Source organism: Tenacibaculum xiamenense (assembly GCF_964513065.1).
Classification (GTDB): Bacteria; Bacteroidota; Bacteroidia; order Flavobacteriales; family Flavobacteriaceae; genus Polaribacter; species Polaribacter xiamenense.
Window position 1 is genome coordinate 39,930 of the sequence record NZ_CAZEQU010000017.1, and the last position, 14,493, is coordinate 54,422.

Below are 14,493 nucleotides of genomic sequence, written 5' to 3' on the forward strand. Positions count from 1 at the left end.
GTTTTATTGCTCCTTAAAAGAGGAAACATTAAATCTTAAATTATTATTAACATCTAAATTACCATAAAAAAATCCTTTCTTAAAAAAGAAAGGATTCGTCACTTGCTTGAGTTCAAAAGTTTATTTAATAACTTTCTTGTAGTGAGTAATTGTATCTTGTATTTTCAAATTATGAAATACAGAAGGAAATAAATCTTTTATTATAAAATGATATTCGTAATCTATACTTAATGCATTTTTTAAATGTGTAAGGCTATATTCCTCTTTTCCTAATATCATAAACAAGCCACATAACCTATATTCTATTTCAGCAAACTCTCTATATATTTTTTTTGCCTTAATCATAATGGCTAATGATTCATTATACTCTCCTAAAAACAAAAGAATGTCAGTAAGAGCAACATAAATTTCAATTGCATCATCCTTAAGTTCAATACACCTATAAAAAGCCTTTACTGCTTCTTCGTAAAAATTTAGCTTTAAATTGATATCACCGTACTTTCTCCAATATAATGGATTGGTTTCATCAATTTGTATTGCCTTATTAATATAATACAATGCTTTCGGAAAGTTCTTATTGGTATAACAGGCCGAAGTTAAAAGCATCCAACCTCTATCAAGAAGTGGATCTTCATGGACTGCTTTTTTATAAAAATGTATTGCCGTTGCTAAATTATCCAGTTTCTGATAACATTCTCCAATGCGAATGTATGCATAAGCTGTAGGGTCATCAAGTTCTAATGTAATCAAATAGTTATCAATTGCTTCTTGATATCTTTTCAATTTTTCCAAGGTCTTAGCCTTCTCCAAATAACCTCCAATAAATGAATCGTCAATAATAACTGCAAAATCAAAAGACTGTAAAGCTTCTTCGTACATACCAATCTCAAAATACTGTCTTCCAACTTGATGCCATGCTACTTCACTATATGGATTTTTATCTAAGTAAGCATTTAAAAACTTAATTGCATCTTCATTATTTTGCTGCATATCAAAACAATACACAATATTATATAAGGAAGAATAGTCCTCATAATCAACTTCAATACACTTTGCAAAATTTAAACGAGCGTTTTCAAAATCATCCAAATACAAATACTCCATTCCAATCATGGACCAAATATCTTCAGGATCTTTAACAAACTCGAGAGATGATTTTAAAACTGAAATTGCTTCTTTGTGGTTTTTATTTTTAGATAAAATTGTTGCCCTTTGAATAAAAACCTCGTCGTTATGAGGTTCAACAGCTTCTACTTCCGCAAGTAGTTGTTCTGCTAAAGGCAATTTATCATCAAAAATCAGTAATTCAATTCGCATTAGCTTTAATTGTATGGACGTAGGATGTTGTTCTAATCCTAATTTTACTGCTTTTTTAGCTAATGAATGCTTTCCTATATTTAAATAATGTTCGATAATCTCCTCAAACTCTGTGGCATCAAAAAAATAAACATCATTCGTCTTTAGCATTGATTCAAATTTTGATACTGGCATAGGCTTTTCCTTTGAAATACGTTTAAAATTACAATAACATTAATGGCATTCGACACTCCTAAGGCTTTTCTTGTTAACAAAGTAATTAACAATTGCCCTTACTGGCTCTTTCTCTTATAGATAAAACAGTGTTATTTTTTAATTTCTTAACTCATCCGAGTTCACCATAAATACGGCATTTACAAAAAATAACTTTCCGTTTTCCCAAAATGATCTGAACAGTGGATTATCTACCATGTACACAATACTTCCTCTACCTACCCTTTCTTCTCCAAACAACAGAGATTCAGGAACCTTTTTTAATGCTTTATTTCCAGCGAAACCAGCAACGTTTTTGCTAGTTGAATTGAAATATGCCACATTACTTCCTTTCGGTAAAAAAGCATACGCTTCACTGGTTAGTTTTAATGAAAAATACGAATTATTATAACCAAATGCAAGTGGATGTGTTATATCAACCTTACTTTCAAAAATACTTCCTGTTATTAAGTTTTCTATATTTTTTCTTTCTCTCATATTATACGGGGTTAAGCTTTCGGATAAAGAATCCTTTTTAACTGCTTTCTTTTTCGTTTTAAGTGCAAATTCTTTTTTATTAGCAAAAACTTTTAAAGCATGCCCTATTGCTATAACTGTACCTCCTCTTTGAACCCAGCTTTTTAACTTTTTTGTATCAATCACTTTTTTGTAAGTTCCATTGGGTAAAATTAAAACATCTATTTTCTGTAAATCTACTCGAGAAAAAGTCCTTGTATCTATTCTTAACAATGGATATTCCAATTCTTTTTCGAAGAAATGCCAAACTTCCCCCATACCTAAAGAAGAAACCGAATCTCCTGTTAATACTGCTACTTTCTGTTTATTAATTGGCTTTACAGTATTTGAACCAAAGTCTTTTCCTAATTCAACAAAACCAGTAAAAGCAGGTGTAATAGTTCTATCTGAATTGTTAGCTATTGCAACAACCTTAGCATCAAAACCTTCCATTTCTTGGTTGTCTGCTCTAAGAATAATCAATGAACCGCGACTAAATTTCTTACCTGATATTTTAAAATCTTTTTCCGAAAAACGTACTCTAATATTATTTTTAATGAGAGCACTTAAAAACTTAGCATCATTTATACTATTCCATTTTGACAAATATGCATAGGCTTTACCTTCTACTTTAGTTTTTGTTTTTACCGATGTAGAAAAATCGCTCATAGCAACTTTGGTTTTCGATGCTATTGTTTTAATTCCATGTGCATATGGAAGAGACCAAGCAGTTATATCATAAGTAAGAGAGTCAGATAATTTGGCATTAGGTTCAAACAACGCTTTTATCATTTTTCCTTTCGGTTGGTTTGTGTTAATAACAAGATCATTTTTATCAACCTCCATTTTACCTTCTTTTTGAGAGGAATAATCATATCCTTTTACCGTTCCTTTATTACAAGAACCATAACTAATATGATGAGTATCTAGTAATGCCTTCAACTTGCTTATTTTATCTGAATTATCATTCTTTAAAACATAACTCTTGTATTTTAAAGTTTCATTATTGAAAAATTTTTTAAACTCAGCATTTAATTTTCCAGCGTTTTGCGAAGCTATTTCTACTGTAGACAAACCAGATACTGTATGGTGCTTTATTCTATTTTTTAAGGTCAATATTTCATCTTCATTATTAAATACCCCAAGCCCTCCAGCACCTCCTCCAGCTTGTTCATAGGTCATCCCAATTGCTCCCAAATAAGTAGGGTAAGTATCACCATAACTAGGATAAAACAAGTCAAAATGCTCTTTGGTAAAATATAACCACCCCTCTTTGTCAAAATATTTTATGTGATTTTTTCCTATTTGCGTCTGAAAATCGCGTTGCCAATCTGTAATTACTTCATGAAAAGGTTCTGCCGCAGGAGCAAAATAATAAGGTGCATTCATTCCCTGTTCATGAAAATCAACATGAATATGTGGTAACCATCTATGATACACTTTCAAACGTGCTTTTGTTTCTTCTTGAGAAGCCCACGCCCAATCTCTGTTTAGATCAAACAAATAATGATTTGGTCTTCCTCTTGGCCATGGTTCATTATGCTCTATTGCCATTTTATCAATATCATAAGGACTACTTTTAACTTGATTATACCAGTTCACATAACGATCTCGACCATCCGGATTCAAACACGGATCCACAATAACCACCGTATTATCCAACCACTCCTTTTTTGAAGTCACTAACTCATACAAAGTTTTCATGGCTGATTCTGTTGCAGACGCCTCATTACCGTGTACATTATAACTCAGCCATACAATAGCTATATTTTCAGAAGCATTAGTTTTATTATTTGTTTGTTGGAGATTATTTTTTCTAATTTCATCCAAACGATCGATGTTCTTCTGTGATGAAAGATATGTCAAAAAAAGAGGCCTAAATTCATTAGTTTCTCCATATTTCTCAAATTTCACATTCGATAAAGACTTACTTACATATTTAAAATAATCGACCACCTTGTGATGTCTGGTAAACCTAGTCCCAAGTTCATAGCCTAAAAAATCAGATGGTGATTGTACCGACTGTCCTTGTGCTCTTACAATAAAGAATATACACAGGATCGCAAAAAAACAATTTTTAAGTTTCATAATTTGTGTGTTAGTTCGAATCAAATTTAGGCATTCCTTTTTTAATTTATTCTTACGTAAAACCGTCAGAGCAAACTCATACTTTTTTTCTAGAAACCTTCTACTTCTATATTTTTTGAACATTAGTTATAAACAAAACTTTGTATCAACAGCATTTAAGTTTATCTAAAAAATTGGGTAATGAAATATCTTAACAGAATACTATCTAATATATCATCAGAGTTTCAAAGAGATATTGGCCACATTGATTGTTATTATTGATGATACCAAACTACAGAGTGTAGTGGATTATATTAACTAAATAAGTAATTATTATGAAAAATTTTAATGAATTTCAAAAAGAAGAAATTGGAAGAACTGACATGTCAACAGTTTTTGGAGGGTTACAAACAGGAAGTGATCCTTGTTGCAGTGTAACAATATATGCTGATGGAAAACCTGCTAGAACTGATGACGAAGATTGTGAGGAAGAAGCTGCTCCTGTTGGCAGTCATTCAGCTGTTAGTGGTCATACAGCTACTCGCTAACCAAATTAGTTAAAAAAGGAGGTTTAAATCCCTCCTTTTCTTTAACATGATAATTATTCTATCAACTCACGGAGATGCTTCCACCGATGAAGTATGTAAGTTATTATCTCTCCACAAAGCTCCATATGTAAGAATAAATGATGATTTGTTCACAAAAGATTCAAGTATTCACATCAGTATCGACAACACTACACTTAAATATAAAGTTAAACAGACCTATTACGAAATAAACTATCATGAAAGACACGTTATTTGGAATAGAAAATTTGGTTTTTTCTCTAAAACTGAACTATTTAATGAATCGAAAAAACTATTCGATAATGATATCCTAACTTATATATCTTCAGAATTCTATGGTTTTTTACAAATGTTGAAAAGTATTTTTTACAATAGTAAATGGATTAACCCACCAGCAGATTACAATAAATTGAAACAATTACGCATTGCGGAGAAAGTTAACATGAAGGTTCCCAGTTACCTCATAACAAATAACAAAATCGAATTAAAGAAATTCAAACAATCAGAAACAAATATTATTACAAAATCTTTGAAAGCATCAAAGACTATTTACAGAGATGAGTATTATTACCCTTTACTAACCTATAAAGTAGATGAAATAGAACAACTTCATGATACATTTTTACCCTCCATATTTCAAAAACAAATAGAGAAATTATACGAAATAAGAACCTTTGTAATTGATAAAAAAATATTCAGTATGGCAATTTTTTCTCAAAAGGATGCACAAACAAAAGTGGATTTTAGAGATTATAACTTAGAAAAGCCAAACAGAATGATTCCATACATTATACCCAATGAGTTACAAAAAAAGATTATTGAGTTTATGGATCTAATGGGACTTGTTACAGGATCATTTGATTTCATAAAATCATCTAATGATGGAGAGTATTATTTTTTAGAAGTGAATCCAAGCGGTCAATTCGGAATGGTATCTTACCCTTGTAATTACAACTTAGAAGAAGAGATAGCAATGTATTTAACAAAGGAAAACTTAAAGAAATGAAAAAAATAGAAGAAAAAAATAGTCCTTTTTTACCAGTAACATTTTCAGTTGTTAAAGAGAAAAAAGTAACAACAAAAAAAAACATAAAACATATTTACACTTCTTGTAATGCAATTGACAATAAAAATTATGCCGTTTCTAGTTTCTATAAGCTAATTCACAAACCTTTTGAATTATGAGTTTAAATGAAAAGACTTATGTTAAGCTCTTTAGCTGTGTTTTAATAAGTAAAGGTTACTCCAAAATATTACTAATAGATATCCAGCGTAAAGATTATTATTCCTTCTCAACAAGATATGCAAGCATATTAGACGCCTTAGAAACAGGAATACTAAATAGTCAAATAGACACTGAATTCAATTCGTTAATCTCTTTTTTAAGAAAAGAAGAGTTAGTTTTTAATACATCTGAGCCTTGGAAGTTCCCTTCAATAAATACCGCTTTACAATTCAGAAATACTATAAGCAATGTTTCACTAGTGGTTTCAGATCATACTATCAAAAATATTTTAGATAAATCATTTATCGAAATATTAGATTCGTTAATGATTGAAGGTATTTTTATTCATGTTAACATGGAAGTATTCAATAAAGTTGAAGAAGTAGTTACCCATTTATCAACATGTGTAGCTCGATCCATTGAATTATCGTTGAGTTACGATATTGAAAATCTTAACTTTTATAAAAGTTTAGTTCAGAAAAATCCAAGAATTAATAAAATATATGTACATAACAGCAAATCCAATACTGTAGAAAAACTATACGAGGATACCTTTGTAGTTTACTCGACCAAAACGGACAATCTATTTAAAAAAACTAGATCTATGTCCAAAGATTATCTACAAATCAATAGAACTTTAGCTCTTGAATCTTACCACTATCACACCTATTTCAATCGTAAAATCTTTTTTGATGAAAAAGGTGATATTATGAATGCTCCTGAGTATAAAAAATCATTTGGTAACATAAAAAACATAAGATCGACGGAAGATATATTAAAGATTGTTTCCTCTTCTGATTTTCAAAAGTATTGGTCTATTACCAAAGAAAAAATTGCCATTTGTAAAGATTGTTCATACAAACCTATGTGTGTTGACAATAGGTTACCGTTACCTCATAAACTAAATAACCAAGAATGGTACCATAAAGAAGAATGTAATTATGACCCTTACATCGGGGAATGGAAATAAAAAGAACGCTTTAAAGAAAATGGCACTAGCTTTAAAAAGGATCAAATTTGAATGATTCAATTATTTTTCTATATTTGAGAGAATTAAAAATTCAAATAAATAAATATAATTTATAAACAAAAAATCATGAGTAAGTTTGACGAAAAAGTAGAATTGTATAAGAAGTTTATGGATGATAAAAACATCTCTTTAAACGCTGATTTACTAAATGCTGTAACCAAAGGGCTAGGACCTTCTATTTATAAGAAAGATGCAGAAACTGTATCTGGAACAGACAAAAAAGAGCTTGAGACTGTAAAAAACAATTTCTTAATCAAAAAGTTAGGTTTATCTGATGGACCACAGTTAGATGAAGCAATTGCAGAAGTAATTGAAAAAATTGGAAAATCAGAAAGAAATAAATATAGAGCTGTAGTATACTATATGCTTGCTGAAAAATTTAATAAGCAATCTGTTTACGGATTATAAGATATTTTCTTTTTTAAATTTAAATCCTGCATTAAATTAATGCAGGATTTTTTATTTTAGCGACCAACAAACAACAATATTTCTATGTCTCAATTTATTAGCGTTTTTGACATGCTAAAAATCGGGGTAGGACCGTCTAGCTCCCATACTTTGGGACCTTGGAGAGCCGCTCAGCAATGGATTGAAAAGTTAAAGGATAACCAACTTATTAATAACATAAGTACCGTAAAAGTGAATCTTTACGGATCATTATCACTAACTGGAAAAGGACACGCTACCGATTTAGCAGTTTTATTAGGACTCAGTGGAACTGATCCCGAATATATTCCTATTGAAGATATTGAGAATATTATCTCCAAAATTAAAAGCACAAATACTCTTGATTTTAATGGTGAGAAAGTTTTAGACTTCTCTATTGATCAAGTGATTTTCAATAAAGAATTTCTTCCTTTTCATTCCAACGGACTAACCTTTATAGCTCTTTCAAAAGAAAACGATATTATTTCTTCTGAAACCTATTATTCTATCGGTGGTGGTTTTGTTATTCAGGAGGAAATAGAGGCTTCTGAAGAAAATGAAATCAACAAAAAGAATTTTCCTTTTCCAATTAACAGAGCAACTGAATTAGAAAATTATTGTAATAATAAACAGAAGAATATTTCTGATATCGTTCTTTCTAATGAATTAGTTTTAAAAAGCAACAACGAAATCGATGTAGAACTAAAAAGGGTATGGGAAACCATGCTAGAATGTATGTACATTGGTTGTCATACCGAAGGTACTTTACCTGGCGGTTTAAATGTTAAGAGAAGAGCCTTTGAAACCCACAAAAAGTTGATAAAAGATTCTCAATATACGAATGAAGAAGAGTGGATTTCTGCCATTAGGAGTACCGAAGTAAAGTTTAGAGAAATTTTAAAATGGGTTAGTTGTTTTGCTCTTGCTGTAAATGAAGTAAATGCTTCTTTAGGACGAGTGGTAACAGCACCAACGAATGGTAGTGCTGGGGTAATTCCTGCCGTTTTAATGTACTACCTTGTTATTGAAAATCACGAGGCAGATTTCGAGCACATTAAAAAATTCTTATTAGTCGCAGGAGAAATAGGGAGTGTATTCAAGAAAAACGCCACCATCTCCGCTGCAATGGGTGGATGCCAAGCTGAAATAGGTGTTTCCTCTGCCATGGCCGCTGGAGCCTTAACAGAACTATTAGGAGGAACTCCTTCACAATGTTTAGTTGCTGCAGAAATTGCTATGGAACATCACTTAGGATTGACATGTGATCCAATCGGTGGTTTGGTACAAGTTCCTTGTATTGAAAGAAATGCTATGGGAGCGATAAAAGCTATTAATGCCGCTGAATTAGCATTGGAAACTGACCCTGAAAAATCTTTAGTTCCACTTGACAAAGTTATTGATACGATGTGGGAGACTGCCAAAGATATGAATAGGAATTATAAAGAAACCTCAGAAGGAGGGCTTGCGGTTACCGTTGGCTTGGCCGACTGTTAAAATACAAAAGCATCCATAATGGATGCTTTTATTTTATCTCTATTTTTTTACCTAAATACTTTGGCTTTACTTTAAAAAGTAGATCAACAAATACTTTTACTCTGGCCAAATATTCTCTGATTTTAACTTTGGCTCCTGACCTTCCATATACATCCTTAGCATTAAACCCTATCGCTTTTATTCCTTTACTTTCTGCTAAGTAAATTGCTCGCTCATTATGAAATTTTTGAGAAATGATTAGAAGATTATCCTGGTTAAAAATCTCTTTCGCCCTAACAACTGAATCCAAAGTTCTAAATCCAGCGTAATCCAAGAATATCTTATCGGCGGGGACTCCTTTTCTCATCAAATCTTCCTTAAATTGAGTTGGCTCATCATATCCCTTCTTACCATTATCTCCACTAACGATAATGTATTCAAACTTTCCTTTTCGATAAAGATTTGCCGCAGCCTCTACTCTGTATCTGTAATATAAATTCACATTACCATTTTGCAAATACTTATTGGTTCCCAATAATAGAGCGACTTTCATTTCTGGAACCGTCGTTAACTTAGAATATGTTTTATTACGAGCATTCCAATAGATTAGTACATTGCAAATGACTAAAATCAAAAAAATTGAAAGAATTATTCCAAAACTTCGCTTTACAATTTTTCTTGAGTTCCTTTTCATATAAACTTCTTTTAGAAACCAAAGATAATCATAAACTTATGATATGAAGACTACAGAGACATCTTAACTTAACAAAATAAACTAAGGAATTTTCCTATCTGGTAAAAACTAATTCGTTTTCTGAAGACATTGGTTCTGAAAATGCATATCCCTCAACATTAAACCCTTTTAATTCATCTAAGGTCTCAACATTATTATCAATGATATATCTAACCATTAGTCCTCTTGCCTTTTTAGCATAGGTCATGATTGTTTTATATTGACCATTCTTTAAATCTTTAAAAACAGGAGTAATCATATTTGTATTTAATGTCTTTTTCGGAACAGCTTTGAAATACTCAGAACTTGCCAAGTTAATCAGCAGCTCCCCTTCTTCCATTTCATCATTCAAAGAATTCGCTAACAAATCTCCCCAAAATTTATATAAATTATCCGCTCTACCTACTTTTAATCTAGTTCCCATTTCCAACCTATATGGTTGAATTAAATCTAAAGGTCTTAATATACCATACAAACCAGAAAGAATACGTAACTTATCATTTAACACAGCTATTTTTTCAGATTCTAACGAAGTTACATCTAGTCCTCTAAAAACCTCTCCAGTAAAAGAATATACCGCTTGCTTTGCGTTTTCAATTGTAAATAATGGATTCCAATTTTGATTTCTTTCATAATTCAAAGCTCCTAAATCATCAGAAATTTTCATTAACTCGGATAACTTTTTTTTAGAAAGCGTTTTCAGTTTTTTATTTAGTTTTTCAGAATACTCCAAAAAACGTGGCTGTGTAAATTCTTCAGTATTTGCTTTAGTTTCAAAATCAAGAGATTTTGCAGGAGATATAATTATTTTCATTTGTTCGTTTTAATTTTTGTTGATCAAATGCTATTGTATAAGTTAATTTTATAGCATTACTATATCCGTTCCATTTTTTCAGATATAAATGTATTAATCTTATTTAGTTTTAAAGCCTTATTAAAGTCATATTATTCTATATTAAAATTAGAAAAAACTATCATAAAATCACTCACTTGTAAAACTTAAACCGTCATATGCTAAAAAAACATTTTTAGGAAGTTCTTTTTCCACCTCTTCATGAAAACCAAGTAACTCGCTAATATGTGTTAAATAAGCCTTTTTCGGATTAAGGCTTTCAATAAACTCTAGCGCTTCCTCAATATTAAAATGTGTTGAATGAACTTCCTTTCTTAAACCTGTTACAATTAGAGTATCAAGATTCTTTAACTTCTCTTTCTCTTCAGGTGTAATTGTTTTAATATCTGTTAAATAAGCAATATTGTTAAAACGAAACCCTAATACTGGTAAATTTCCATGCATTACCTCTACAGGAATAACCTTTACTCCTTCGAAATCTAAAATACTATCCTTAGAAATAATATGTGATTTCACTTTGGCTGCACTAGGATATCTATTTTCTGTAGCAAAAATGTAGTCATAACGCTTTTCCAATGCTCTTAGAACTCTATTTGTTAAGTAAATCGGAACCTCTCCCATTCTAAAACTATAAGGACGTATATCATCAAAACCAGCGATATGGTCTGAATGTTCATGTGTAAATAAAATTCCATTAATTGATTGAACATTTTCACGAATCATTTGTTGACGAAAATCAGGTCCACTATCAATAATATAGGTAGTTTCATCCCAAGAAATCATAATAGAAGACCTAAGTCTTTTATCTTTAGGATCATTAGAAAATGCCACTGGATGGGTACTTGTAATCATAGGTACTCCTGTAGAAGTGCCCGTACCAAGAAAAGTTACTTTTAACTGTTTAATTTTGCTCATTTGTTATAACAAAAATACAATAAAAATTGACTGATAGCTGCTATTTTCAGTACATTTGTTGCGCGTAACAAAAACAAATAAAATGGCAATTACGTTAAAAGGAGATCAAAAGATCAATACGGTACCAACGGTAAAATCGAAAGCTTTAAAAATTAATCTAAACCAACACATTTACGGTACTTTTGCCGAAATAGGTGCGGGTCAAGAAACTGTTCGAAATTTCTTTAGGGCTGGTGGTGCTTCTGGTACTATTGCGAAAGCCATGAGTGCTTATGATAAAGACTTTTCAGATGCTATCTACGGAATTGAAAAAGACGGAAGATATGTAACTGAAGCTAGATTAAAAAAGATGTTGAAACATGAAATGATCTTAATTGAAGATCGTTTAGACCGTCAAAAACATCCAGACAAATTATTTTTTAGTTACGCAAATACCGTGGCTACAATTAACTTTACTAAAAAGTTTAAAGGACACGGTTGGGTTGGAATTCGTTTTCAACTAGACCCTTTAGAAGATTATAACGAAATTATTCTTCACTTACGTTTTAAAGAAACTGACGCTAGGTTACAACAAGAAACCTTAGGTGTTCTTGGGGTAAATCTTATTTATGGTGCCTTTTATTTGAATGACAACCCAAAAGAGTTATTAAAGTCTTTCTACGATAATATTGATAAAGATCGTTTAGAAATTGATATGATTAATTTCTCTGGACCACGCTTTACCTATGTAGACAATCGTTTAATGAGTTTACAACTTGTTAAAAATGGTATGACCAATGCTGTAATGTTTGGTCCTGATGGAAACAATTTGTTACCAGCACAAGTACTTTACAAAAGAAACATTTTAGCACTTAGAGGTAGTTTCAGACCTGTTACGAAGGTAAATATGGACATGTTTGAAAAATCTAAAGAATTATTTTTAAAAGAACGCAAAGTTAATCCTGAGCGTACTCAGATGATTTTTGAAATTACCTTAAGTAACCTTAAAGCTGAAGGAGAAATTAATGAACGTGATTTTCTTGATAGAGCAGAATTACTCTGTTCTTTAGGGCAAAACGTAATGATTACCAACTACCAAGAATACTTCAAACTTGTAGAATATTTCAGTGAGTTTACTCGTGAACGTATGGCTTTAGCAATGGGGGTTAATAATCTCATTCAAATTTTTGATGAAAAGTATTACCGTGGATTAAGTGGTGGTATTCTTGAAGCTTTTGGAAAGTTATTCTATAGAGATCTAAAAATATACTTATACCCTTATAAAGAACAAGATACTGGAGAGTACTTAACTAGTGAGAACTTAAAGGTACACCCTAGAATGAAAGATCTGTATAAGTTTTTTAAACAAAATGGACGTCTTGTTGATTTAAAGAATTTCGATCCTGAAGTTCTGCATATTTTCTCAAGAACTGTACTTTCAAAAATTAAGAACAACGAAGAAGGATGGGAAGAAATGCTTCCAAAAGGAGTATCTGAAACCATTAAAGAAAAACGTTTATTTGGTTTCTCCAACAGAAGAAATCGTTAATTTTTTTCTTGTTTACCTTAAACCTTTTAATACTTTTATAGTCTAACAACTAAATTTAAACTAGTTGACAGACGAAGTACTATTCATTCATCAGTTACAAGATGCCTCATCCAAAGAGCTTGCATTTAAAACTTTAGTGAATCAATATAAAGAACGTCTTTATTGGCATATTCGAAAGATAGTTTATCTTCATGATGATGCCGATGACGTATTGCAAAATACTTTTATTAAAGTATATAAAAATATTGACTCTTTTAAAGGAAATAGCAAGTTATACTCTTGGTTGTATAGAATTGCAACGAACGAAGCTATCAGTTTTGTTAGTAAAAAAGCAAAAGCACAAAACCTTGATATTACTGATTATCAACAACAAATCACTTCTAATTTAAGCAGTGATTATTGGTTTGATGGTGACGAGATTCAGCTTATTTTACAAAAGGCAATAGCTACACTTCCTCAACAACAACAGCTAGTTTTTAATATGAAGTATTTTGATGAAATGAAATACAATGACATTTCTGAAATACTTAATGTTAGTATTGGTAGTTTAAAGGCATCTTATCATCATGCTGTTAAAAAGATAGAAACCTATATAAAAAATATAAATTAAACCTTTTGATAAACGTGTAGTCTTATAGTTATGAACAATGATTTAAAAAATAGCATCGATTTTCTTGACAAGAAAACCAAAAAAGAAAATGGTTTTGCTGTTCCTGAAAATTATCTTAATGATTTTGATGCTAAGGTATTGAATCAAAAGAGCGTTAATTTATCCAATCAAACGCCTTTTAAAGCGCCAGATTCATATTTTGATTCTTTGGAAGAAACGCTGTTTGAAAAAATCAAGGGTGAGGATACCTCTAAACAAAAGGTTATTCCTTTATACAAAAGATTAGTTCAACTTGTACCTACGGCTGCGGCAGCAGCAGTATTAATTTTCGCTGGGTATATGTACACAAAAACTACAGGTGCTATTGACTTCAACTCAATATCTTCTTCAGAAATTGAAAACTTGTATGAAAATGGTTATATAGATACTTCTGGAGATGAATTAATTGTTGCTCTTGACGAGACCGATATCAATTTTGAAATTGAAACTTTTGATTCTATCGTACTCGATTATGAAAATATGGAAGATTACTTAGACAATTTAGAAGAAAACACAATAATAAATGAAATTCAATAAGATGAAAAAACACCTACTACTGCTTTTCACTTTTGTTTTTTTGAGTTCACTCTTAAATGCTCAAGATGGACATAAGCACGATCGTCATAAAAAAATTCGTGCTTATAAAGTTGCGCATATAACGGAAAAATTAAATTTTACTTCTCAAGAAGCGGAAAAATTTTGGCCAATTTATAATGAATATAATGATCAAATGATGAAACTTCATAGAGAAGAACGTTATAAAATTAAAAAACGAATTGACAAACTTGGAGGTATTGACAAACTAACTGAAGACCAAGCTAAAGAAATACTTGGTCGTATAACAGATGTTGAAACAAAAAGAAATGAACTTAAATCCTCATTTTTTAATAAGGTATCTAAGTTCTTATCTTATAGGAAAATTTTAAAATTAGAAGTTGCTGAACATGAATTCAACAGGAAACTTTTAAGAAAACTAAGAGGTTCTAAAAAGTACAAACACTAA

The 14,493-nt window shown here is 30.9% G+C and carries 15 protein-coding genes; 10 read left to right on the forward strand and 5 right to left on the reverse strand.

Annotated elements, in window-relative coordinates:
- Positions 1-120: 120 nt before the first annotated feature.
- Both ACKTTV_RS08610 and ACKTTV_RS08615 read right to left on the reverse strand, forming a co-directional pair.
- Positions 121-1,491, reverse strand: coding sequence for a tetratricopeptide repeat protein (locus ACKTTV_RS08610; RefSeq protein ID WP_408030430.1), 1,371 nt, complete (start codon positions 1,489-1,491; stop codon positions 121-123).
- Positions 1,492-1,629: 138 nt separating this feature from the next.
- The gene (locus ACKTTV_RS08615; RefSeq protein WP_408030431.1) at positions 1,630-4,113 is read right to left on the reverse strand and encodes a M14 family metallopeptidase; all 2,484 of its coding nucleotides are present in this window, start codon (positions 4,111-4,113) and stop codon (positions 1,630-1,632) included.
- Between the two features lie 314 nt (positions 4,114-4,427).
- Here ACKTTV_RS08615 and ACKTTV_RS08620 point away from each other — a divergent pair, with 314 nt between their 5' ends.
- From ACKTTV_RS08620 to ACKTTV_RS08645, 6 genes are all read left to right on the forward strand, one after another.
- Positions 4,428-4,640: a hypothetical protein gene (locus ACKTTV_RS08620; RefSeq protein WP_408030432.1), complete on the forward strand. Its 213-nt coding sequence runs from the start codon at positions 4,428-4,430 to the stop codon at positions 4,638-4,640.
- 46 nt (positions 4,641-4,686) lie between these two features.
- Positions 4,687-5,664, forward strand: a complete 978-nt coding sequence (gene gwsG, locus ACKTTV_RS08625) for a grasp-with-spasm system ATP-grasp peptide maturase (RefSeq protein ID WP_408030433.1) — start codon at positions 4,687-4,689, stop codon at positions 5,662-5,664.
- Entirely contained in the window at positions 5,661-5,843 is a 183-nt protein-coding gene (locus ACKTTV_RS08630) for a hypothetical protein (RefSeq protein WP_408030434.1), read from the forward strand. The genes gwsG and ACKTTV_RS08630 overlap by 4 nt, the downstream gene beginning before the upstream one ends.
- On the forward strand, positions 5,840-6,853 hold the full coding sequence (locus tag ACKTTV_RS08635; RefSeq protein WP_408030435.1) for a hypothetical protein: 1,014 nt from the start codon (positions 5,840-5,842) through the stop codon (positions 6,851-6,853). Before ACKTTV_RS08630 ends, ACKTTV_RS08635 begins: the two co-directional genes overlap by 4 nt.
- 126 nt (positions 6,854-6,979) lie before the next feature.
- Entirely contained in the window at positions 6,980-7,321 is a 342-nt protein-coding gene (locus ACKTTV_RS08640; protein WP_408030436.1) for a DUF2853 family protein, read from the forward strand.
- An 84-nt stretch (positions 7,322-7,405) separates the two neighbouring features.
- Complete coding sequence (locus ACKTTV_RS08645) at positions 7,406-8,833, forward strand: L-serine ammonia-lyase (protein WP_408030437.1); 1,428 nt, start codon at positions 7,406-7,408, stop codon at positions 8,831-8,833.
- Between the two features lie 28 nt (positions 8,834-8,861).
- Here the strand turns inward: ACKTTV_RS08645 and ACKTTV_RS08650 are convergent, their stop codons facing one another.
- From ACKTTV_RS08650 to ACKTTV_RS08660, 3 genes are all read right to left on the reverse strand, one after another.
- Complete coding sequence (locus tag ACKTTV_RS08650; protein WP_408030438.1) at positions 8,862-9,506, reverse strand: SanA/YdcF family protein; 645 nt, start codon at positions 9,504-9,506, stop codon at positions 8,862-8,864.
- Positions 9,507-9,600: 94 nt separating this feature from the next.
- Positions 9,601-10,359: a peroxide stress protein YaaA gene (yaaA, locus tag ACKTTV_RS08655; protein ID WP_408030439.1), complete on the reverse strand. Its 759-nt coding sequence runs from the start codon at positions 10,357-10,359 to the stop codon at positions 9,601-9,603.
- A 168-nt stretch (positions 10,360-10,527) separates the two neighbouring features.
- The gene (locus ACKTTV_RS08660; protein ID WP_408030440.1) at positions 10,528-11,313 is read right to left on the reverse strand and encodes an MBL fold metallo-hydrolase; all 786 of its coding nucleotides are present in this window, start codon (positions 11,311-11,313) and stop codon (positions 10,528-10,530) included.
- Between the two features lie 82 nt (positions 11,314-11,395).
- Between ACKTTV_RS08660 and ACKTTV_RS08665 the strand changes: the two genes are divergently transcribed.
- The 4 genes from ACKTTV_RS08665 to ACKTTV_RS08680 all read left to right on the forward strand — a co-directional run bounded on the left by ACKTTV_RS08665 (position 11,396) and on the right by ACKTTV_RS08680 (position 14,493).
- The gene (locus ACKTTV_RS08665; RefSeq protein WP_408030441.1) at positions 11,396-12,841 is read left to right on the forward strand and encodes a TonB-dependent receptor; all 1,446 of its coding nucleotides are present in this window, start codon (positions 11,396-11,398) and stop codon (positions 12,839-12,841) included.
- Between the two features lie 64 nt (positions 12,842-12,905).
- Complete coding sequence (locus tag ACKTTV_RS08670) at positions 12,906-13,451, forward strand: RNA polymerase sigma factor (protein ID WP_408030442.1); 546 nt, start codon at positions 12,906-12,908, stop codon at positions 13,449-13,451.
- A 30-nt stretch (positions 13,452-13,481) separates the two neighbouring features.
- Positions 13,482-14,027, forward strand: a complete 546-nt coding sequence (locus ACKTTV_RS08675) for a hypothetical protein (protein WP_408030443.1) — start codon at positions 13,482-13,484, stop codon at positions 14,025-14,027.
- Between the two features lies 1 nt (position 14,028).
- The gene (locus tag ACKTTV_RS08680; RefSeq protein ID WP_408030444.1) at positions 14,029-14,493 is read left to right on the forward strand and encodes a hypothetical protein; all 465 of its coding nucleotides are present in this window, start codon (positions 14,029-14,031) and stop codon (positions 14,491-14,493) included.